We start from the raw sequence: 20,297 nt of genomic DNA on the forward strand, positions 1-20,297 counted from the left end.
ATTTCCCGCTAGACTCCCGATGAGGGAGGCTGAGGATATGGATGCCCGAAGAAGTGACCCGTACGAGGTTTCGTATGAAAGGTGTAAGAATCCTTTTGATATCGTGAGCCATTTGAGGTCTTATAGTCTTGTTAATCACGTGGTTAATTTAAGGACGAGAACATGCCAACAGTCATCGCAAAAGCCCTGGATTTCATCAACGCTATGGATACAACCGTTGCGGTACCGCACTCTATGGATGAAAGCACAGCGAAGGGTATCTTTAAGTATCTGAAAGAAATCGGTGTAAAGGTGAGTGCAGAAGACATTACTGCGCGAGGGACTTCAGAGGGATGGAACCCCGAGTTCACCAAAAAAGTAGTCGGATGGGCTGAGAAAATCGCCTCTGACGAGCGTGTTGTGATTAAAAATCCCGAGTATTTTTCATCTTATATGCAGGAGCAACTGAGCGCGTTAGTGTGAGTTAACGTGGTGAGGAGTGCTGCAAAAAACGAAGGGCTTACGTTTTCACGTAAGCCCTTGCTGTATCTGGTGGCCCCTGTTGGGTTTGAACCAACGACCAAGCGATTATGAGTCGCCTGCTCTAACCACTGAGCTAAGGGGCCGTGGCGGGGAATTATAAAGTAACTGCGGTTTACAATCCAGTTGTTAAGCAACGTCTGCTGTTTTTATAAACAACGTATTTTCAATTCGTTATAATAGTCACATGAGCCATTTATCAGAGAACAGCATGGTTAAGGATATTATCGCGCCAGGCCTGCGGGTGGTGTTTTGCGGCATTAACCCGGGGTTGTCGTCCTCTTCACTCGGTTTTCCGTTCGCGCATCCGGCAAATCGCTTCTGGAAAGTCCTGCATTTGGCCGGGTTTACCGACAGGCAATTGAAACCAGAAGAGGCGGATCATCTGCTCGATTTTCGCTGCGGTGTCACCAAGCTGGTTGATCGCCCGACGGTGCAGGCTACGGAAGTGAAGCGTCAGGAGTTGCATGACGGTGGGCGGTCGCTGATTACCAAAATAGAGGCCTATCAGCCTGCGGCGCTGGCGGTACTGGGGAAACAGGCGTTTGAACAGGGATTCAGCCAGCGGGGCGTGCCGTGGGGCAAACAGTCGATGTCGATTGGCGTGACGCAGGTGTGGGTGCTGCCGAACCCGAGCGGGCTGAGCCGCATCACCACGGATAAGCTGGTTGAGGCGTACCAGGAGCTGGATCAGGCGCTGGTGCTGCGGGGGCTTTGATAAATCCCCCTCACCCCAGCCCTCTCCCGCTGGGAGAGGGAGTTAATCGAGCCAGGTCAAACCTTTATGCACAATCGATCCCCTCTCCCTCAGGGAGAGGGTTAGGGTGAGGGTGTAAAACCCCATAAAAAAAGCTCCCCGCAGGGAGCTTTTTACGTTTCACAAACCGGGATTAATCGTCCAGGAAGCTACGCAACACTTCAGAACGGCTCGGGTGACGCAGTTTACGCAGCGCCTTCGCTTCAATCTGACGAATACGTTCACGGGTAACGTCGAACTGTTTACCCACTTCTTCCAGCGTATGGTCGGTGTTCATGTCGATACCAAAACGCATACGCAGAACTTTCGCTTCACGGGCAGTCAGGCCAGCCAGAACGTCGTGCGTTGCGGCACGCAGGCTTTCGGTGGTCGCAGAATCCAGCGGCAGTTCGAGGGTGGTATCCTCGATGAAATCACCCAGATGCGAATCTTCATCGTCGCCGATTGGCGTTTCCATGGAGATAGGCTCTTTGGCAATTTTCAGCACTTTACGGATTTTGTCTTCCGGCATCAGCATGCGTTCAGCCAGTTCTTCCGGCGTCGGCTCGCGGCCCATCTCTTGCAGCATCTGGCGAGAAATACGGTTGAGTTTGTTGATGGTCTCAATCATATGCACCGGAATACGGATGGTGCGCGCCTGATCCGCGATAGAACGGGTGATCGCCTGACGGATCCACCAGGTTGCGTAGGTGGAGAATTTGTAACCACGACGGTATTCGAACTTATCAACCGCTTTCATCAGGCCGATGTTACCTTCCTGAATCAGGTCAAGGAACTGCAGGCCACGGTTGGTGTATTTCTTAGCGATAGAAATTACCAGACGTAGGTTCGCTTCAACCATCTCTTTCTTCGCACGGCGGGCTTTCGCTTCACCAATGGACATGCGACGGTTTATATCTTTTACCTGCTCGATGGTCAGGCCGGTTTCTTCTTCAATTTGTTGCAGCTTCATCAGGCCGCGCTGAACGTCTTCTTTCACGTCGAGCAGCTTTTCAGACCACGGTTTGTTCATCGCGACGGCCGCGTTGAACCAGGTTTCGCTGGTTTCGTTGCCGGTAAACAGAGTGATGAAGTTTTTCTTCGGCATTTTGCACTGTTCAACGCACATCTTCATGATGATACGTTCCTGGGTACGCACGCGATCCATCATGACGCGCATGCTGTTCACCAGGTAGTCGAACTGTTTCGGTACCAGACGGAACTGTTTGAAGACTTCAGACAGCTTCAGGATCTCTTCCTGCGCAGCGGCATGGCTACGGCCTTTCGCCTTGATGGTGTCGCGAGTCACTTCATACTGCGTGCGCAGTTCAGCGAATTTCTCACGCGCCAGTTCAGGGTCGATGCTGTTGTCGTCATCGCTGCTGTCGTCGTCGTCCTCTTCATCTTCATCGTCGTCATCCATCTCTTCCTGAGAGAGTTCAGAACCCACGTGAGTCGCGGTCGGCGCTAAATCTTCTTCAGCGTTCGGATCGACGAACCCGGTGATGAGATCGGACAGGCGAGCTTCTTCCGCTTCAACACGATCGTACTGTTCAAGCAGGTAGGTGATGGCTTCCGGGTATTCCGCTACGGAACACTGAACCTGGTTGATCCCGTCTTCGATACGTTTGGCGATGTCAATTTCGCCTTCGCGGGTCAACAGTTCAACGGTACCCATTTCACGCATGTACATACGAACCGGGTCAGTGGTGCGCCCGATTTCAGATTCCACGCTCGAAAGCACCTGTGCGGCGGCTTCTTCCGCATCTTCATCGGTGTTGTTCGATGTTTCAGCGAGCAACAGGTCATCGGCATCCGGTGCTTCTTCCATCACCTGAATGCCCATGTCGTTGATCATTTGGATGATGTCTTCGATCTGATCGGAGTCGACGATATCTTCCGGCAGATGGTCATTGACCTCGGCATAGGTCAGATAGCCTTGCTCCTTACCACGTTGGACAAGAAGCTTCAGCTGTGACTGCGGGTTTTGCTCCATAAGACGGTATCCACACTTATTTCATGAGATTGGTGTCGGTCGGCGAAACAAGCCGCCAACAGAGTGTAACGAGGACTTATTTATATTTTGCCGCTGCCCTTCACGCGGCTTTCGGGGGCTTCCCGAGTGATATTCGGCACTTAAGCCGTTCAATTCTATTTTTTGGCCAGTTCCTGGTTTAGCGTCCAGAGTTCCCGGCGTTCCTCACTGCTGAGCCCGTGTGTGCGATCGCGAGCAATCAACTCTTCTTGTCGCAGAACCAGCAATGAGTCAAACATATGGTTGAGTGAGTCGGTGAACGTTTTTTCTGCGATATCCTTATCTGCTATATCGTCCCACATCGACAGTTTTTCAAGGGTCGCGGCTTCATTTGTGCCACGATATTGTTCCAGAAGTTGACCAGTGGTCAGTCCAGGCTGTGACAAACAAGTGTTGACCAGTTCTGCAAATAAGCCAAGTCCCGGCAGTTTTTTCGGATCCAGCCCCGTTAAGGGAGGAACCAACGGCGCGAGATCGGGGTTTTGCACCAGTAACCCTATCAGTATACGCATGGTCGTGCGTTTTAGCTGTGGCGCGGGGCGAACCACGCCGTTTTCTGCCTGTTTCGGCATTAAACGTTCAAGCTGGGCATCATCCAGAATCCCCAGTTTGTTGCCCAGCTCCTGACGCAAATAGATGCGTAAGGTTTCGCCCGGAACCTGACTGATGAGCGGCAGCGCCAGCGTACTTAACTGCGCGCGCCCGTCCGGGGTACTCAAATCGACCTGCGGCATCAGGCTGTTAAACAGAAACGTGGAGAGCGGTTGAGCCTGCTCCATCCGCGCTTCAAATGCTGCTTTACCCTCTTTACGCACCAGCGTATCCGGATCTTCGCCGTCGGGCAGAAACATAAAGCGTAACTGACGCCCGTCGGTCATGTACGGTAGCGCTGTTTCGAGCGCACGCCATGCGGCATCACGGCCAGCACGGTCACCGTCGTAGCAGCAGATGACATTATTTGTCACCCGGAACAGCAACTGAATATGGTCGGCGGTGGTTGAGGTGCCAAGCGACGCGACGGCATAATTAATGTCGTACTGCGCCAGAGCGACCACATCCATATAACCTTCGACCACCAGTAACCGCTGGGGTTCAGCTTCTGTCTGCTGCGCTTCATAAAGGCCATACAGCTGACGGCCTTTATGGAAAATATCGGTTTCCGGCGAGTTTAGGTATTTCGGCAGGGCATCGCCCAGCACGCGTCCACCAAAACCAATTACCCTGCCACGCTTATCACGAATAGGGAACATGACGCGCTCGCGAAAGCGGTCGTAGCTACGCCCCTGATCGTTGGTTACCAGCATACCGGCGTCAATGAGCGCCTGGCGATTTTCACTATTGCCGCCAAACCGTTTCAGGACGTTGTCCCAACCCGGCGGCGCATAACCAATCGCGAAACGAGAAATCACTTCACTGCTGAGGCCACGCTTTTCCAGATACTGGCGCGCGGGGTCAGCGGCGGGATTCATCAGGGATTGCTGATAAAACGCATTCAGACCGTCCATCAGTTGATAGAGACTTTGCCGTTGATGGCGCTCTATCTGACTCGGCCCGTTGCCTGCTTCGTACGGCACTTCAAGGTTGTGCATGGCAGCCAGTTCTTCGACGGTTTCCACGAACTCGAGCTTGTCGTAGTTCATCAAAAAGTCGATGGCGTTGCCGTGCGCGCCACAGCCGAAGCAGTGGTAAAACTGTTTTTCACCGTTGACGGTGAAAGAGGGGGTTTTCTCGTTATGGAAAGGACAGCACGCGTGATAGTTCTTGCCCTGCTTTTTCAGCTTCACACGAGCATCGATCAAATCGATGATGTCGGTGCGTGCCAGCAGATCATTAATGAATACGCGCGGAATTCGTCCAGCCATAAGCCCCGTAGTTTTTAATGATGCTTAAACGAAAACAAGCCGCGCATTCCTTCCGGAAGCACGGCCTTGCAACTACTACTCGGTCTGACAATTGAGAGCATCTGCTCTCAAGAGATTAGTACAGACGAGTACGGCGTGCGTTTTCGCGAGCCAGTTTCTTCGCGTGACGTTTCACAGCAGAAGCTTTAGCGCGCTTACGTTCGGTAGTCGGTTTTTCATAGAACTCACGACGACGAACTTCCGCCAGAACACCCGCTTTTTCGCAGGAACGCTTGAAGCGACGCAGTGCTACGTCGAACGGCTCGTTTTCACGTACTTTAATTACCGGCATGTAACTCTCACCTTTAATAAATTCGGTTTGCCGCTGGCATCAACGCCAGCTTATTTCAAAATGGTGCGGAATTTTACTGCAATTGCTGCTGCTTTGTAAAGCACCGACGCGTTTTTGAAAGGGACTTTTTAAGGGTGGGGAGTATACACGAAGCACGTTCCTGGGGCGAACAATGTTTTACAAGCCGGGGTAGAAAACCTACACTGCGCGGTATTGAAACGAGGTAAATCTAGCCATGCGTGTACTGGGAATTGAAACATCCTGCGATGAAACCGGCATCGCAATTTATGACGATGTAAAAGGTCTGTTAGCCAACCAATTGTATAGTCAGGTGAAATTACATGCTGACTACGGCGGTGTCGTGCCTGAACTGGCCTCGCGCGATCACGTGCGTAAAACGGTGCCATTGATTCAGGCCGCGCTGAAAGAGGCGAATCTGACGGCAAAAGATATTGATGCCGTCGCCTATACCGCCGGGCCGGGTTTAGTTGGCGCGCTGCTGGTTGGCGCAACCGTTGGGCGTTCGCTGGCATTTGCCTGGAATGTCCCGGCGATCCCGGTACACCACATGGAAGGGCATCTGCTGGCGCCAATGCTGGAAGATAACCCGCCGGAATACCCGTTTGTGGCGCTGCTGGTCTCTGGCGGTCATACGCAACTTATCAGCGTGACCGGGATTGGCGAGTATGAACTGCTGGGCGAATCGATTGATGACGCGGCAGGCGAAGCCTTCGATAAAACGGCCAAACTGTTGGGGCTTGACTACCCAGGCGGCCCAATGTTGTCGAAGATGGCCTCTCAGGGCACGGAAGGGCGCTTTGTCTTCCCGCGTCCGATGACTGACCGTCCGGGTCTGGACTTCAGCTTCTCTGGCCTGAAAACCTTCGCGGCGAACACCATTCGCAATAATGACAACGATGAACAAACGCGCGCCGATATTGCTCGTGCCTTTGAAGATGCGGTGGTCGATACGTTGATGATCAAGTGCAAACGCGCGCTGGATCAAACCGGCTTTAAGCGTCTGGTGATGGCGGGCGGCGTGAGCGCTAACCGAACCTTGCGTGCGAAACTGGCTGAGATGATGCAGAAACGTCGTGGCGAAGTGTTCTACGCGCGCCCGGAATTTTGCACCGATAATGGGGCGATGATTGCCTACGCAGGCATGGTGCGTTTCAAAGCGGGTGTGAATGCAGACCTTGGCGTAACCGTGCGTCCACGCTGGCCGCTGGCGGAGTTACCGGCAGCGTGATGGAGCATGCCGGATGGCGCCTGCGCTTATCCGGCCTACAAAATACAAAACAAAAGCGTGTCATTTGACGCGCTTTTATTTTTTCTCTTCTTCTTTCTTCTTCTTAAACCGCGCCCAGATTTTCGTTTCCTGACGCCGCCACAGACGCTGAATATTGTCATGATGACGCAGTAAGATCAGGCAAGACAGCATCGACACCGGAAAGGTGTACTGCGGTTTAAACCACCAGACGTAAAACGGCGCAACCAGTGCGCTAACAATCGCGCCCAGTGACGAATAACCGCTCAATAAAATAGTCAGCAGCCAGGTGCCTGCCATTACGCCGGTAAGATCGAGGCCAATCGGCGCAATCGCGCCAAATGCGGTGGCGACGCCTTTACCGCCGTGGAAACCAAAGAAAACCGGCCAAATGTGGCCCAGACAGGCAGCAATCGCCACCAGCCCAAGCCAAAACGGCGTGAGCCCAAGGGCATACGCGCCCCAGACCGGTAACATCCCTTTCAGGATGTCGAAAATCAGAACTGCTACGGCTGCTCCCTTGCCGCCAATTCGTAATACGTTGGTCGCCCCGGGATTCCCGGAACCACTCTCGCGAGGGTCGGGCAAGCCCGCGATGCGGCAGACCAGAATGGCGCTGGAAATTGAGCCGCAAAGGTAGGCGAGGAGGATCATTCCAGGCGCGATTGCACTCATAACGCTGTTCCGTTGTGAAAATGTCGAAGTATTCTCTGCATCTGTGGATAATACGCATAATTCGCCGGAAGTGGTATCCGGTTCAGCCAAAAAGCAGGCAGGTCGTGATGGATATTGTATTTATAGAGCAACTTTCGGTAATCACCACCATTGGTGTTTACGACTGGGAACAGACCATCGAACAGAAACTGGTGTTCGATATCGAAATGGGATGGGACAACCGCCGGGCGGCATCCAGCGACGACGTAAAGTATTGTCTGAGTTATGCCGATATCAGTGACGCGGTGATCGCGCATGTCGAAGGCAGTCGCTTTGCGCTGGTTGAGCGCGTGGCAGAAGAGGTGGCTGAGTTGCTCATGACGCGCTTTAATTCCCCATGGGTGCGCATCAAAGTCAGCAAACCGGGCGCGGTTGCGAGGGCGGCGAACGTGGGCGTTATCATCGAGCGTGGCCAAAATCTGAATCAAACTATTTAAATTCATAATGGATTAAACCAAACGGCAATACACCGGTCTTAGAGCCGGGTTTATTTTATTTTTTAAATTTTAAGGGTTTAAGTGATGAGCGATATGCACTCGCTGCTGGTTGCGGCTATTCTGGGTGTTGTCGAAGGATTGACGGAGTTTCTACCTGTCTCCAGCACCGGCCATATGATTATTGTCGGGCATCTGCTGGGTTTTGAAGGTGAAACGGCGAAGACGTTTGAAGTGGTTATCCAGCTCGGCTCTATCCTGGCCGTGGTGGTGATGTTCTGGCGTCGTCTGTTTGGCCTGATCGGCATCCATTTTGGCCGACCGATTCATGAAGGTGAAGGGAAAGGGCGTTTGTCGCTCATCCACATTTTGCTTGGGATGATCCCGGCGGTGGTGCTGGGGCTGGTGTTCCACGACACCATCAAGTCACTCTTCAATCCGATTAACGTGATGTATGCGTTGATTGTCGGTGGTTTCCTGCTGATTGCCGCCGAGTGCCTGAAGCCAAAACAGCCGCGCGCGGTAGGTGTGGATGACATGACCTATCGTCAGGCGTTTATGATTGGCTGCTTCCAGTGTCTGGCGCTGTGGCCGGGTTTTTCTCGCTCCGGCGCGACCATTTCCGGTGGTATGCTGATGGGCGTAAGCCGCTATGCGGCGTCGGAATTCTCATTCCTGCTGGCGGTGCCGATGATGATGGGCGCCACGGCATTGGATCTCTATAAGAGCTGGCACTTCCTGACGCTGGCGGATTTCCCGATGTTTGCGGTGGGCTTTGTGATGGCCTTCCTCGTTGCGCTGGTGGCGATTAAAACCTTCCTGCAACTCATCAAACGCATCTCGTTTATCCCGTTCGCCATCTACCGCTTTATCGTCGCGGCAGCGGTGTACGTGGTCTTCTTCTGATATCCTGCCCTCAGTCTTTCGGCTGAGGGCAGCGTTTTTCCTTCCAGTCAGCCACGGCTTTAATGCGACGGCGCGTTAACTCTTCACGTATCGCGGGCCCCTGAAAACCCGCTTCTATCACCTCTTTGTTCGACACACTTTTCACCACGATCCATGCTTCACGCAGCAAGCGCCCTTGCGGGTAATCGCAGGCTTCAAAATGCGTACGTCCACGCACGTCGGCTTCGCTGGTTAGCGCAATCTGTTCAACGCGCTGCGGTTTACGCCAGGCATCGATTGAATCGAACAGCTTGATGATGGTTTTCGGCTGCAAAATCGGGAAGGTGTGGATGAGATCGTGGAACTCGGCCACCAGTTTCGCTAAATCGCGCATCTCATTAGGCACTTTCAGGCGCAGGCAGAGTTGTTCTACCAGTTTAACGCCTGCCGGACCATGGCCGTGATGACGCGGCCAGAGATGTTTTGGTGTTAGGCCCTTGCCCAGATCGTGGCACAGGGTGGCGAAACGAATGTCGATATTCGGGCTCAGCATTGCCGACATTGTGAGCGTCATCAGCGTATGCACGCCGGTATCGATTTCCGGATGCCATTTCTCCGGCGCAGGCACGCCATACAGCGCGTCGATTTCCGGGAACAGCACTTTCAGCGCGCCGCAGTCGCGTAGGGTCTGGAAAAAGACTTGCGGGTTGCGGGTGCCGAGTGCGCCTTCCGTCTCTTTCCATACGCGTTCTGGCGTCAGGTGTTCAAGTTCGCCAGCGGCGGTCATGTTGCGCATCAGCGTCAGCGTTTCATCGGCAATGCGGAAACTCAGGTGGGCGTAGCGTGCGGCAAAACGCGCCACGCGCAGCACACGGAGCGGGTCTTCGCCAAAGGCGGGGGAAACATGACGTAGCAGACGATTTTGTAAATCGGCACGACCGCCGTAGGGATCGATAATTGTGCCGTCATCGTCCTGCGCAAGGGCGTTAACTGTCAGGTCGCGGCGCAGCAGGTCCTGCTCCAGCGTGACATCCGGCGCAGCGTAGCAGGTGAACCCCGTATAACCAGACCCGGACTTCCGTTCAGTGCGCGCCAACGCATACTCTTCATGACTTTGCGGATGCAAAAACACAGGAAAATCGCGGCCTACCTGCTGGTAGCCCGCGTCGAGCATTTGCTGTGGCGTCGCGCCAACCACGACCCAATCTTTATCTTTGACCGGCAGGCCTAATAAACCGTCTCTTACCGCACCACCGACCAGATAACTCTTCACGCCACGCTTCTCCTCGTTGTTGTCCTCTGTGGATAATACGAGAGAAGCGGCGTTATGGCTAATTCATCCAGCGGTCTTTACGCTTGCGACTTGGCACCAGATGCGGCAGCACCAGGCCAAGAATCAGGCCTGCACCCAGCACGCCACCGCCATACATAAACCACTGCATGATGATGGTGCGCTGTTTATCGTCGAGCTGCAGGTTAGCGGCGCTCACTTTCTTCTGCGCCACAATCAGCTCATTTTTAAGTTTCTGGTTCTCTTCTTTCAGGCCGTTGATCACGCTGTCGCTTTGCGAGACTTTGGTCTGCATTTCAGCGGTGCGCTGATTCCAGGTTGAATCGATGTTAGTCAGCTTGTCAGTCAGGGTTTTCACCTGATTTTCCAGATCCGGCACACGCGTGCGCAGGCTAGGGGTTTCCGTCAGCTCTTTCAGCGGGATCCACGCGGTGCGGCCATTGCCGTCGCGAACTTGTCCATATTGAGTGCCGGGATTGGTTTGCAGCAGGGTGACTTCTTCACCAGCGTTAATAGAGCCTACGAGGCGATAGTTATCGCCAGGGCCGCTGCGAACCCAGGTATTCAGTTCATCAGAAACATAGCGCTTCTCATCAGCATGGGTGACGGCGGAAGCGGTGAGTGCAAGTAAAGTGACTGCGATTAGGCGTAATTTTGGCATCAGGTCATCGTTTTTGTCATAAAAGTGGAACGATAGTAGTGGCAACAGTCTGGCGACGCAAAGCCTTCTACAGCAATCAGAATCATCCAGGAGGCGCGGTTACATCGCAATAATGTTAACCACGTAAAGTTGCCGCGCAAAATGCGCATTGCATGGTAATTTTTCACAAAATACTATCTACTGACAAAAAGATTACCGGGAAGTTCGCCGAAAGGGTACTCCCCGGGCCACGAAACCATAAGAAATCAGCCATGGCACAAGAAATTGAATTAAAGTTCCTCGTTGATGAGGCAGGCGTTGATACCCTGCGTCAGCATCTCTTCACCCTGAAGGCCGATCATACGGCGGCAGAGAAACTCCTTAATATTTACTACGAAACTGAAGATAACTGGCTGCGTCGTCATGATATGGGCCTGCGCATTCGCGGCGCGGGCGATCGCTATGAAATGACCCTGAAGGTGGCTGGTCGTACGGTTGGCGGGCTGCATCAGCGCCCGGAGTACAATATCGATCTCGACGAACCGAAACTCGCGCTGGAAAAACTGCCTGCTGAAGTCTGGCCGAACGGCGAGCTGCCGGAAGGGCTGGCAGAGCAGGTGCAGCCGCTGTTCAGCACCGATTTCTTGCGTGAAAAGTGGGTGGTAAGCCACGGCAAGAGTAAGATTGAAATCGCGCTCGACCTGGGCGAGGTCAAAGCGGGTGATTATCAGGAACCGATTTGCGAGCTGGAACTGGAACTGCTTTCCGGCGAAACCGCTGATGTTCTGATGCTGGCGCAGCAGCTTAACCAAACCGGCCTGGTGCGTCAGGGCAGCCTGAGCAAGGCCGCGCGCGGCTATCATCTTGCGCAGGGAAACGAGGAACGTCCGATCAAGCCTGCGGAAATCATGCAAATCGCGCCGAAATCGACCATCGAACAGGGGCTGGAAGCGGCGCTGGAAAAAGCGCTGTCCCACTGGCAATACCACGAAGAACTGTGGGTTCGCGGCAATAAAAAAGCGAAGGATGAAGTGCTGGCAGCCATTAGCCAGATTCGCCACACGCTGATGTTGTTTGGTGGCGTGGTGCCGCGCAAAGCCAGCGCGGCGCTGCGTGATTCACTGACCCAGGCTGAAGAGGTGCTGGGTGGCGACATTTCCGCGCATGATGCCGCCTTCAACGTGGCGGTGACGCAGGCTAAACTGGCCTTCACCGAGTGGTTGGTCACGCGCGGCTGGCAGCCGTTCCTCGATGCCAAAGCGCAGGCCAAAATCAACGACTCCTTTAAGCGTTTCGCCGATACCCACCTTTCACGTCAGGCCGCAGAGTTGCGCACCACGTTTGCGTATCCGCTGGGCGACAGTTACGCCGACCAGCTACCACGCTTAACGCGCGATATCACCTGTGTGCAACTGCTGGCGGGTTATTACAATCGCGCGCAGGCCGACGCCTGGCTGGCAAACTGGGTGGGATTACGTCACGCCATTTTGACGCGCCAGCACATCGAAATTGAACATTTCCGCAATGAAGCACTGGCGGTTGAGCCATTCTGGTTACACAGCGGAAAACGATAACTGACCTCAGGGAAACCGAGTATGACCCCGCTTTCATCGCAGTTACAGCAGCACTGGCAGACATTGGTTGAGCGGCTGCCGGAGACCTTTCCGGTTGCGACGCTGACGCCTCAGACGCAAGCCGTCATGACGTTCAGCGATTTCGTTCAGCAAAGCCTGACGATGTACCCTGAATGGCTGGAAACGCTCACCAGCCAGCCGCCGCAAGCGGACGAATGGCAGCACTATCGCGACTGGCTGCAGGCCGCGCTGGTAGACGTAACCGATGAAGCCGGGCTCATGCGCGAACTGCGGTTGTTCCGCCGACGTATCATGGTACGCATCGCCTGGGCGCAGTCGCTGTCGCTAATTTCTGAGGTGGATACACTGCAACAACTCAGTGTGTTGGCCGAGACGCTGATCGTCAGCGCCCGCGACTGGCTTTATGACGCCTGTTGCCGGGAATGGGGCACGCCCTGCAACGCCGATGGCGTCGCACAGCCGCTGCTGATTCTTGGGATGGGCAAGCTGGGCGGAGGCGAACTCAATTTTTCCTCGGATATCGACCTGATTTTTGCCTGGCCGGAGCACGGCGCCACGCGCGGTGGGCGTCGTGAACTCGACAACGCCCAGTTCTTTACCCGCCTCGGTCAGCGCTTGATTAAAGTGCTCGACCAGCCGACGCAGGATGGCTTTGTCTATCGCGTCGATATGCGTTTGCGCCCGTTTGGCGACAGTGGCCCGCTGGTGCTGAGCTTCGCCGCGCTGGAGGATTATTACCAGGAGCAGGGCCGCGACTGGGAACGTTACGCGATGGTAAAAGCGCGGATTATGGGCGACAACGATGACGTCTGGAGCCAGGAACTGCGTGCGATGCTACGGCCATTCGTTTTCCGTCGCTACATCGACTTCAGCGTGATCCAGTCGTTGCGCAGCATGAAAGGAATGATTGCCCGCGAAGTGCGCCGTCGGGGTCTGAAAGACAACATCAAGCTAGGCGCAGGCGGTATCCGCGAAATTGAATTTATCGTTCAGGTATTCCAGTTGATTCGTGGCGGGCGTGAACCGACGTTACAGCAGCGTTCTTTGCTGCCGACGCTGGCGGCGATTGAAAATCTGAATCTGCTTTCAGCGCAGGACGCAGACGCGCTGCGCGAAGCCTATATTTTCCTGCGTCGCCTGGAAAATCTGCTGCAAAGCATCAACGATGAACAGACGCAGACCCTGCCGGGCGACGACCTTAACCGCGCGCGTCTGGCGTGGGGAATGGGCGTGTCTGACTGGGAGGGGCTGACTGTACAGCTTGAAGGGCTGATGGCGGGTGTGCGCCGCATTTTTGACGAATTGATTGGCGATGATGAATCCTCGCCGGAAGAAGAAACGCTGGCTGAAGACTGGCGCGAACTCTGGCAGGACACGTTGCAGGAAGAGGACAACCCGCCGGTGTTGGCGCACCTCAGCGAGGACGATCGCCGTCAGGTGGTGGCGCTGATTGCGGATTTCCGTAAAGAACTGGATAAACGTACCATTGGCCCGCGCGGGCGCCAGGTGCTGGATTCCCTGATGCCGCATCTGTTGAGCGAAGTGTGCGTGCGCGATGACGCGCCGGTGCCGCTGATGCGCATCACGCCGCTACTGATTGGCATCGTCACGCGAACCACCTATCTGGAACTGCTGAGCGAATATCCGGGGACGCTGAAACACCTCATCCGTTTATGCGCGGCCTCGCCGATGGTCGCGAGCCAGCTGGCGCGATACCCGTTGCTGCTGGATGAACTGCTCGATCCGAACACGCTTTATCAACCGACGGCTACCGACGCCTATCGCGACGAGCTACGCCAGTATTTGCTGCGCGTGCCGGAAGAAGATGAAGAACAACAACTGGAAGCATTACGCCAGTTTAAACAGGCCCAGTTGCTGCACATCGCGGCGGCGGATATCGCCGGAACCTTGCCGGTGATGAAGGTAAGCGATCATCTGACCTGGCTTGCGGAAGCGATGATCGACGCGGTTGTGCATCAGGCATGGACGCAAATGGTCGCCCGTTATGGGCAGCCTACGCATCTGCATGACCGCCACGGGCGCGGTTTTGCGGTGATTGGTTACGGCAAGTTGGGCGGCTGGGAACTGGGTTATAGCTCCGATCTCGATTTGGTGTTCCTTCACGACTGCCCGGCGGATGTGATGACCGATGGTGACCGCGAAATCGATGGTCGCCAGTTCTACCTGCGCCTGGCGCAACGCATTATGCATCTGTTCAGCACGCGGACCTCCTCCGGCATCCTGTATGAAGTTGACGCGCGCCTGCGCCCGTCCGGTGCGGCGGGAATGTTGGTCACTACGGCTGAAGCCTTTGCTGATTACCAGCAAAACGAAGCGTGGACGTGGGAACATCAGGCGCTGGTTCGCGCGCGTGTGGTCTATGGCGATCCGCAGCTTCAGCAGCAGTTTGATGCCATTCGCCGCCAGATCCTCACCAACGTCCGCGATGGCGACACCTTACGCACGGAAGTGCGGGAAATGCGCGAAAAAATGCGCGCCCATCTGGGGGGTAAGCAGCGAGATCGCTTTGATATCAAAACTGATGCTGGCGGGATCACTGACATTGAATTCATTACGCAATATCTGGTGCTGCGCTACGCGCATGAAAAACCGAAGCTGACGCGGTGGTCTGATAATGTGCGCATCCTCGAACTGCTGGCGCAGAACGACATTATGGATGAGCAGGAAGCGCAAGCGTTGACTCGCGCCTATACCACGCTGCGCGATGCGTTGCATCATCTGGCGTTGCAGGAATTACCCGGGAACGTGGGGCTTGAGCGTTTTACCACCGAGCGTGAACAGGTAGAAGCGAGTTGGCTGAAGTGGCTGGTCACGCCGTGAAATGTGCTATTATCGCGCCAATTTTTTTGAATCTCTCAGGAGACACGAATGAAAGTAACGCTGCCAGAATATGAGCGCGCAGGGGTGATGGTTGTGGGTGATGTGATGCTGGATCGCTACTGGTATGGCCCAACCAGCCGTATTTCCCCGGAAGCGCCGGTGCCGGTGGTGAAGGTTGAAACCATCGAAGAACGTCCTGGCGGCGCGGCGAACGTGGCGATGAATATTGCGTCCCTGGGAGCGAATTCTCGTCTGGTCGGCCTGACCGGTATTGACGACGCGGCGCGCGCATTGAACAAAGCGCTGGCGGATGTGAACGTCAAATGTGATTTTGTCTCGGTGGCGACCCACCCGACCATCACTAAGCTGCGCGTGCTCTCACGTAATCAGCAACTGATTCGTCTCGACTTCGAAGAAGGCTTTGCCGGGGTTGATCCGCAGCCGCTGCATGACCGCATTAAAAGCGGGCTGGCAAGCGTCGGCGCTCTGGTGCTCTCCGACTACGCTAAGGGCGCGCTGGAAAGCGTTCAGCAGATGATTAAGCTGGCGCGCGAAGCGAAAGTCCCGGTGCTCATCGACCCGAAAGGCACGGATTTTGAACGTTATCGTGGCGCAACGCTGCTGACGCCAAATCTCTCTGAGTTTGAAGCGGTAGTGGGCAAATGCAAAAGCGAAGCGGAGATCGTTGAGCGCGGTATGAAGCTGATCGCTGATTACGACCTTTCCGCGCTGCTGGTGACGCGTTCCGAGCAGGGCATGACGCTGCTCCAGCCGGGCAAAGAACCGCTGCATCAACCGACCCAGGCACAGGAAGTGTATGACGTTACCGGTGCTGGTGATACGGTAATTGGCGTGCTGGCGGCAACGCTTGCGGCGGGTAATTCTCTTGAAGACGCCTGCTACTTCGCCAACGCAGCGGCAGGCGTGGTGGTGGGTAAACTCGGTACGTCAACCGTTTCCCCTATCGAACTGGAAAACGCCGTGCGTGGTCGTGCGGAAACCGGTTTTGGCGTGATGAGCGAAGAAGAGCTGAAACAGGCGGTGGCTGCTGCACGTAAACGCGGCGAGAAAGTGGTGATGACCAACGGTGTGTTCGACATTCTGCACGCGGGGCACGTCTCTTATCTGGCCAATGCACGTAAGCTGGGCGATCGCCTGATCGTCGCGGTGAACAGCGATGCATCGACCAAACGCCTGAAGGGAGAATCCCGCCCGGTAAACCCGCTGGAACAGCGCATGATCGTGCTGGGCGCACTGGAATCCGTCGACTGGGTGGTCTCTTTTGAAGAAGATACCCCGCAGCGCCTGATCGCCGGGATCTTACCGGATCGCCTGGTGAAAGGCGGTGACTATAAACCTGAACAGATTGCCGGTAGCGAAGAAGTGTGGGCCAACGGCGGTGAAGTGCTGGTGCTGAACTTCGAAGACGGTTGCTCGACCACCAATATCATCAAAAAGATTCAAAAAGACGCTAATAAATAAGCGGCATTTGCTTCGTTTAAAAGCCCTGTTGCCTTCGGACGACAGGGCTTTTTATTGATTAATCAGAAATATGATTTAGCACATTTTTTATCCACAATAAGCGCACGGAATGTCCAAATTCTGATTTTTGGTCGGCGAATACTGAAGTCAGATAAAGCATATACACTCAGATATACAACGACTGAAGGAGTATGCCGATGGACAACAGCAATATTTATTCCCTGAATAATTTTGATTTTTTGGCCCAGAGCTTTGCCAGAATGCACGATCAGGGCCAGGAAGTTGATTTAGAAGCGATTACCGGCAACATGGATGAAGAGCACCGCGTCTGGTTCTGTAAGCGTTATGAACGTTACTGCCGGGTGGTGGAGACGAGTAGCATGCCTGAGCTGGAACACTGATACGATTATGCTGGGGGTAACGTTTATCCCTGGCTGGGGACGTAGATCGTAGGCCGGGTAAGCGCAGCGCCACCCGGCATTTTACTTACTCTTTATCTTCTGACGGCGCAGCCGCACGGCTTTCTAACTCACTCAGACGCTGTTCCAGCAATGCCAGTTTCTCACGGGTACGCAGCAGCACCTGCGTCTGTACGTCGAACTCTTCACGGCTTACCAAATCCAGACGAGTTAGCTGTGACTGCAGGACCTGACGGACTTTTTTCTCTACATCATCCCCGAAATCACGGAGGCCTTTCGGCATAGATTCATGGACCTGGCGTGCGATTTGTTCAATTTTTTTCGGGTCAATCATCGTCGTTTACCTGATTTGTCTGTTCTGACATTCATTGTAGTGCCTTACTTCCTCCCGATAAACCAGAATTGTTCGAAGCTTATGCATTGCCGAAGATAGTCAATGGGGTTATAGTGAGTACGCTTATTCTCAGGGCGGGGCGAAATTCCCCACCGGCGGTAAATCAGCTACGGCTGAAAGCCCGCGAGCGCTTCCGGTGCGAATTGGAAGGTCAGCAGATCCGGTGTAATTCCGGGGCCGACGGTTAGAGTCCGGATGGGAGAGAGTAACGATCCAGTCGGGCTGAGCCCGCTCGCGTTATCCATTTGCCGCTAAACCGGCACTCCTAAGACTGCCCTGATTCTGGTAACCATAATTTTAACGAGGTTTTTTTACCATGAATCAGACGCTACTTTCCTCTTTTGGTACTGCTTTTGAACGCGTTGAAAACGCATTGATTGCCCTGCGCGAAGGCCGCGGCGCAATGGTGCTGGACGACGAAAACCGTGAAAACGAAGGCGACATGGTCTTTGCCGCCGAAAACATGACTGTTGAACAAATGGCGCTGACTATCCGTCACGGTAGCGGCATCGTTTGTCTGTGCCTGACGGAAGAACGCCGTAAACAGCTGGATCTGCCAATGATGGTAGAGAACAACACCAGCGCGTATGGAACCGGCTTCACCATTACCATCGAAGCGGCACACGGCGTGACCACCGGCGTTTCTGCCGCTGACCGCCTGACTACCGTTCGCGCAGCGATTGCCGACGGCGCCAAACCGTCTGACCTGAACCGTCCCGGCCACGTCTTCCCGCTGCGCGCGCAGCAGGGTGGCGTACTGACTCGTGGCGGCCACACTGAAGCGACCATCGATTTGGTTTCTCTGGCTGGCTTCAAACCGGCAGGCGTGTTGTGTGAACTGACCAACGACGACGGTACCATGGCGCGTGCGCCAGAGTGCATCGAGTTTGCTCGCAAACACAATATGGCACTGGTGACCATCGAAGATCTGGTGGCTTATCGCCAGGCACATGAGCGTAAAGCAAGTTAATTCCCGATTCACCGCTCGCTGTTCGCCGGCCGGATAAGGCATTCATGCCGTATCCGGCGATAAAGCCCGCCTCGCGGGCTTTTTTGTTTTTAGTTGTAGTTAATCTTAAACAGCACCACCGTTTCGAACGGCCCCGTTTTTACCGTTTCCCCTGCGACCTGACTCAGTTCCGCCTGGTATGTTTTTTCCCGCATCAATAAAGAGGGATCGAAATCAGCGTATTCTGTGTACTCGTTGTAGGTGTAAAACGCGTTCTTTTCCGTATCGCGAATTTTAAGTTGCAGGCCATTACCTAATCTCAGGGAAGTATCGTCATCTGCCAGTGTTTCAGTGGTGTAGAACGAGGAAGAGACTTTAAAGGTATCAGTGCATTCGTTATTCGCGATATTTTTTGTCGTTTTGACCGAGAAACTACGGGTTAGCGTTTTGTGATTAATTTCCATGTTGTTAAACGTACCGAAATCAATGGTCTGATTTTCCGGGTAGATGCTGAAATTGACGCTGCAATCCAGTACGCGAATCTGGTCCAGCCCGGTGACGTGGTACTTAAGGTTCTTCGCTTCTGGGTTTTGGTTTACGCCACCGACGCCGTCAAACTGCACCAGTATGTAATCGCTAATGCTGCTCCTGTAATCGTGAGGGGGCATTGTAATAACCTTCACATACAGCCTCATACGTGCAGTAAAGGTACGAGAATAGTGGATATTGTTCACATCACCTGAACAAAGATAGTGCTCCCAGCCGGCTGCTTTAATTTGCTCAGGGGTGTAGATCTCGAATTGTTTATTGTCCAGACACTGATGTGTATCAATGCCGGTACTGCCCTGAGAGGCATCGTAATCCACACCTTCATAGGTTACGCCAAGCTGGTAATAGGGGTCATTGATGGCGATATAGGGGTTCACCCAGGCATAAATATTTTCATTGCTGAAGTTTGGCGCAGTGCCCGTATCGCAGTAAACCGGGATTTTAATATCGTTACTTTCCCAGATTTTGTCGCCAGGTTTTGCATTATTTGGCACAGCAAAGGGCTCAATATTTGTGAATCCCTCAACCGGGCCGCCAGTTGAAGCAAGATAGCAATTGACAGCCAGGGCCGCGCGCACAGGAATGAGCGTAAGCAAAAGAAGTGTCATCAGGAGCAAAATGCGCTTCATTTTCTCTTCTCCGGCGCACTGACCTCACACTCCCCGTGGCAACGCACGTTGAGCGTGCGCATTGCGCCGTAATCGTCGATATATCCTAACGAAAATGTACTGCCCGCATAGCTTCCTGCGCTGATCGTGGTCGCAGAAAAGGGGGCAATCATTGTGCTCTTGAACCCATCAAAGGGGCTGTAGTCATCTTTGCCAAAAAAAGCCAGAGTGACGTAATAACCTGTAGGATTGTTGACGCGAAGCGTATGGGCGACCTGCGATGCCGTGAGGCGTTCCTCAATATTCACGCCGGGTGTTTTTGCGAGGGCCTCGGGCCGCCAGAAAAGCTTTAACCTGGATTGAACGGCAAGTTGCACGACTGCTCCGCTGCTGTTTTCTGGCGCCGGTGGGACCTCTCGCACGTTAAAGTAAAACAGGGTTTCTCTGTCTGAAGGAAGTGCCCCCACGCTTGCCTGTTTCACAATACGGACCTGTGTCTGGCTACCCGGTTCCAGACGCTGAATTGGCGGGAGTGCTGAAAAATAACGATCGTCCTTTTGGCCCTGCTCATTTTCAATCCAGGAGTAGGCGAGATATGGGAGCTTTTTACTCTGGTTTTCGAGCTTCAGGCTGCTGGCCTTAGCATTACAGCTAAAGATGATACGCGTCCTGTCGGGCTGAATAGCAGCATGGCCCGCCAGCGGGAGTATCAACGCTAAAATAGACATGGCTTTAAAGAGTGTCAT

General features: G+C 54.1%; 19 protein-coding genes, 1 tRNA gene and 1 riboswitch. Of the genes, 10 read left to right on the forward strand and 10 right to left on the reverse strand.

Going from position 1 to position 20,297, the window contains the following annotated elements; genetic code table 11:
* The first annotated feature begins 162 nt into the window (after positions 1 to 162).
* Positions 163 to 462 carry a DUF1889 family protein gene (locus NMC31_RS19495; RefSeq protein WP_253898904.1) on the forward strand — a complete coding sequence of 100 codons (300 nt, stop codon included), beginning with the start codon at positions 163 to 165 and terminating at the stop codon, positions 460 to 462.
* Positions 463 to 529: 67 nt separating this feature from the next.
* Here NMC31_RS19495 and NMC31_RS19500 read toward each other — a convergent pair.
* Positions 530 to 605 (reverse strand) — tRNA-Ile (locus NMC31_RS19500).
* Positions 606 to 730: 125 nt separating this feature from the next.
* Here NMC31_RS19500 and mug point away from each other — a divergent pair.
* Positions 731 to 1,237, forward strand: a complete 507-nt coding sequence (mug, locus tag NMC31_RS19505; protein WP_253898905.1) for a G/U mismatch-specific DNA glycosylase — start codon at positions 731 to 733, stop codon at positions 1,235 to 1,237.
* 172 nt (positions 1,238 to 1,409) lie between these two features.
* Here the strand turns inward: mug and rpoD are convergent, their stop codons facing one another.
* The 3 genes from rpoD to rpsU form a co-directional block, all read right to left on the reverse strand.
* Positions 1,410 to 3,251, reverse strand: coding sequence for an RNA polymerase sigma factor RpoD (rpoD, locus tag NMC31_RS19510; RefSeq protein WP_149463896.1), 1,842 nt, complete (start codon positions 3,249 to 3,251; stop codon positions 1,410 to 1,412).
* Between the two features lie 155 nt (positions 3,252 to 3,406).
* On the reverse strand, positions 3,407 to 5,152 hold the full coding sequence (dnaG, locus tag NMC31_RS19515) for a DNA primase (RefSeq protein ID WP_149463895.1): 1,746 nt from the start codon (positions 5,150 to 5,152) through the stop codon (positions 3,407 to 3,409).
* Between the two features lie 115 nt (positions 5,153 to 5,267).
* On the reverse strand, positions 5,268 to 5,483 hold the full coding sequence (rpsU, locus tag NMC31_RS19520) for a 30S ribosomal protein S21 (protein ID WP_001144069.1): 216 nt from the start codon (positions 5,481 to 5,483) through the stop codon (positions 5,268 to 5,270).
* Between the two features lie 235 nt (positions 5,484 to 5,718).
* Between rpsU and tsaD the strand changes: the two genes are divergently transcribed.
* Positions 5,719 to 6,732: a tRNA (adenosine(37)-N6)-threonylcarbamoyltransferase complex transferase subunit TsaD gene (gene tsaD / locus NMC31_RS19525; protein ID WP_253898906.1), complete on the forward strand. Its 1,014-nt coding sequence runs from the start codon at positions 5,719 to 5,721 to the stop codon at positions 6,730 to 6,732.
* Positions 6,733 to 6,807: 75 nt separating this feature from the next.
* Here tsaD and plsY read toward each other — a convergent pair whose 3' ends face one another.
* Positions 6,808 to 7,425, reverse strand: a complete 618-nt coding sequence (gene plsY, locus NMC31_RS19530) for a glycerol-3-phosphate 1-O-acyltransferase PlsY (RefSeq protein WP_149463893.1) — start codon at positions 7,423 to 7,425, stop codon at positions 6,808 to 6,810.
* Positions 7,426 to 7,532: 107 nt separating this feature from the next.
* Between plsY and folB the strand changes: the two genes are divergently transcribed.
* Both folB and bacA read left to right on the forward strand, forming a co-directional pair.
* Positions 7,533 to 7,901, forward strand: a complete 369-nt coding sequence (gene folB, locus NMC31_RS19535) for a bifunctional dihydroneopterin aldolase/7,8-dihydroneopterin epimerase (protein ID WP_149463892.1) — start codon at positions 7,533 to 7,535, stop codon at positions 7,899 to 7,901.
* An 84-nt stretch (positions 7,902 to 7,985) separates the two neighbouring features.
* Positions 7,986 to 8,804, forward strand: coding sequence for an undecaprenyl-diphosphate phosphatase (gene bacA / locus NMC31_RS19540; RefSeq protein ID WP_149463891.1), 819 nt, complete (start codon positions 7,986 to 7,988; stop codon positions 8,802 to 8,804).
* A 10-nt stretch (positions 8,805 to 8,814) separates the two neighbouring features.
* On the opposite strand, the gene NMC31_RS19545 is transcribed toward bacA, so the two are convergent.
* Together NMC31_RS19545 and NMC31_RS19550 are read right to left on the reverse strand one after the other, a co-directional pair.
* The gene (locus NMC31_RS19545) at positions 8,815 to 10,056 is read right to left on the reverse strand and encodes a multifunctional CCA addition/repair protein (protein WP_253898907.1); all 1,242 of its coding nucleotides are present in this window, start codon (positions 10,054 to 10,056) and stop codon (positions 8,815 to 8,817) included.
* A 58-nt stretch (positions 10,057 to 10,114) separates the two neighbouring features.
* The gene (locus NMC31_RS19550; protein WP_253898908.1) at positions 10,115 to 10,735 is read right to left on the reverse strand and encodes a TIGR04211 family SH3 domain-containing protein; all 621 of its coding nucleotides are present in this window, start codon (positions 10,733 to 10,735) and stop codon (positions 10,115 to 10,117) included.
* 251 nt (positions 10,736 to 10,986) lie between these two features.
* Here NMC31_RS19550 and NMC31_RS19555 point away from each other — a divergent pair, with 251 nt between their 5' ends.
* The 4 genes from NMC31_RS19555 to glgS all read left to right on the forward strand — a co-directional run bounded on the left by NMC31_RS19555 (position 10,987) and on the right by glgS (position 17,033).
* The gene (locus NMC31_RS19555; RefSeq protein WP_253898909.1) at positions 10,987 to 12,288 is read left to right on the forward strand and encodes a CYTH domain-containing protein; all 1,302 of its coding nucleotides are present in this window, start codon (positions 10,987 to 10,989) and stop codon (positions 12,286 to 12,288) included.
* Positions 12,289 to 12,309: 21 nt separating this feature from the next.
* Entirely contained in the window at positions 12,310 to 15,150 is a 2,841-nt protein-coding gene (glnE, locus tag NMC31_RS19560; protein ID WP_253898910.1) for a bifunctional [glutamate--ammonia ligase]-adenylyl-L-tyrosine phosphorylase/[glutamate--ammonia-ligase] adenylyltransferase, read from the forward strand.
* A 48-nt stretch (positions 15,151 to 15,198) separates the two neighbouring features.
* The gene (hldE, locus tag NMC31_RS19565) at positions 15,199 to 16,632 is read left to right on the forward strand and encodes a bifunctional D-glycero-beta-D-manno-heptose-7-phosphate kinase/D-glycero-beta-D-manno-heptose 1-phosphate adenylyltransferase HldE (RefSeq protein ID WP_149463886.1); all 1,434 of its coding nucleotides are present in this window, start codon (positions 15,199 to 15,201) and stop codon (positions 16,630 to 16,632) included.
* Between the two features lie 191 nt (positions 16,633 to 16,823).
* On the forward strand, positions 16,824 to 17,033 hold the full coding sequence (gene glgS, locus NMC31_RS19570) for a cell surface composition regulator GlgS (RefSeq protein ID WP_253898911.1): 210 nt from the start codon (positions 16,824 to 16,826) through the stop codon (positions 17,031 to 17,033).
* An 85-nt stretch (positions 17,034 to 17,118) separates the two neighbouring features.
* On the opposite strand, the gene ubiK is transcribed toward glgS, so the two are convergent.
* A complete protein-coding gene (gene ubiK / locus NMC31_RS19575; protein ID WP_149463884.1) occupies positions 17,119 to 17,385 on the reverse strand; it encodes a ubiquinone biosynthesis accessory factor UbiK in 267 nt (88 codons plus the stop codon).
* A 121-nt stretch (positions 17,386 to 17,506) separates the two neighbouring features.
* A riboswitch (FMN riboswitch) is annotated at positions 17,507 to 17,656 on the forward strand.
* 105 nt (positions 17,657 to 17,761) lie between these two features.
* Here ubiK and ribB point away from each other — a divergent pair.
* Positions 17,762 to 18,415, forward strand: coding sequence for a 3,4-dihydroxy-2-butanone-4-phosphate synthase (gene ribB, locus NMC31_RS19580; RefSeq protein ID WP_015962961.1), 654 nt, complete (start codon positions 17,762 to 17,764; stop codon positions 18,413 to 18,415).
* Between the two features lie 89 nt (positions 18,416 to 18,504).
* Here ribB and NMC31_RS19585 read toward each other — a convergent pair whose 3' ends face one another.
* Positions 18,505 to 19,572, reverse strand: a complete 1,068-nt coding sequence (locus NMC31_RS19585; protein ID WP_253898912.1) for a fimbrial protein — start codon at positions 19,570 to 19,572, stop codon at positions 18,505 to 18,507.
* The gene (locus NMC31_RS19590) at positions 19,569 to 20,297 is read right to left on the reverse strand and encodes a fimbrial biogenesis chaperone (RefSeq protein ID WP_253898913.1); all 729 of its coding nucleotides are present in this window, start codon (positions 20,295 to 20,297) and stop codon (positions 19,569 to 19,571) included. Before NMC31_RS19590 ends, NMC31_RS19585 begins: the two co-directional genes overlap by 4 nt.

Source organism: Pseudocitrobacter vendiensis, assembly GCF_943590815.1.
Taxonomy (GTDB): domain Bacteria; phylum Pseudomonadota; class Gammaproteobacteria; order Enterobacterales; family Enterobacteriaceae; genus Pseudocitrobacter; species Pseudocitrobacter vendiensis.

Coding starts and splice junctions, on each gene's coding strand:
- NMC31_RS19495 (WP_253898904.1), top strand. CDS start 163: ATGCCAACAGTCATCGCAAAAGCCCTGGATTTCATCAACGCTATGGAT.
- hldE (WP_149463886.1), top strand. CDS start 15,199: ATGAAAGTAACGCTGCCAGAATATGAGCGCGCAGGGGTGATGGTTGTG.
- NMC31_RS19550 (WP_253898908.1), bottom strand. CDS start 10,735: ATGCCAAAATTACGCCTAATCGCAGTCACTTTACTTGCACTCACCGCT.
- ribB (WP_015962961.1), top strand. CDS start 17,762: ATGAATCAGACGCTACTTTCCTCTTTTGGTACTGCTTTTGAACGCGTT.
- rpoD (WP_149463896.1), bottom strand. CDS start 3,251: ATGGAGCAAAACCCGCAGTCACAGCTGAAGCTTCTTGTCCAACGTGGT.
- NMC31_RS19585 (WP_253898912.1), bottom strand. CDS start 19,572: ATGAAGCGCATTTTGCTCCTGATGACACTTCTTTTGCTTACGCTCATT.
- mug (WP_253898905.1), top strand. CDS start 731: ATGGTTAAGGATATTATCGCGCCAGGCCTGCGGGTGGTGTTTTGCGGC.
- plsY (WP_149463893.1), bottom strand. CDS start 7,425: ATGAGTGCAATCGCGCCTGGAATGATCCTCCTCGCCTACCTTTGCGGC.
- bacA (WP_149463891.1), top strand. CDS start 7,986: ATGAGCGATATGCACTCGCTGCTGGTTGCGGCTATTCTGGGTGTTGTC.
- dnaG (WP_149463895.1), bottom strand. CDS start 5,152: ATGGCTGGACGAATTCCGCGCGTATTCATTAATGATCTGCTGGCACGC.
- NMC31_RS19590 (WP_253898913.1), bottom strand. CDS start 20,297: ATGACACTCTTTAAAGCCATGTCTATTTTAGCGTTGATACTCCCGCTG.
- glgS (WP_253898911.1), top strand. CDS start 16,824: ATGCCGATGGACAACAGCAATATTTATTCCCTGAATAATTTTGATTTT.
- rpsU (WP_001144069.1), bottom strand. CDS start 5,483: ATGCCGGTAATTAAAGTACGTGAAAACGAGCCGTTCGACGTAGCACTG.
- NMC31_RS19555 (WP_253898909.1), top strand. CDS start 10,987: ATGGCACAAGAAATTGAATTAAAGTTCCTCGTTGATGAGGCAGGCGTT.
- ubiK (WP_149463884.1), bottom strand. CDS start 17,385: ATGATTGACCCGAAAAAAATTGAACAAATCGCACGCCAGGTCCATGAA.
- tsaD (WP_253898906.1), top strand. CDS start 5,719: ATGCGTGTACTGGGAATTGAAACATCCTGCGATGAAACCGGCATCGCA.
- glnE (WP_253898910.1), top strand. CDS start 12,310: ATGACCCCGCTTTCATCGCAGTTACAGCAGCACTGGCAGACATTGGTT.
- folB (WP_149463892.1), top strand. CDS start 7,533: ATGGATATTGTATTTATAGAGCAACTTTCGGTAATCACCACCATTGGT.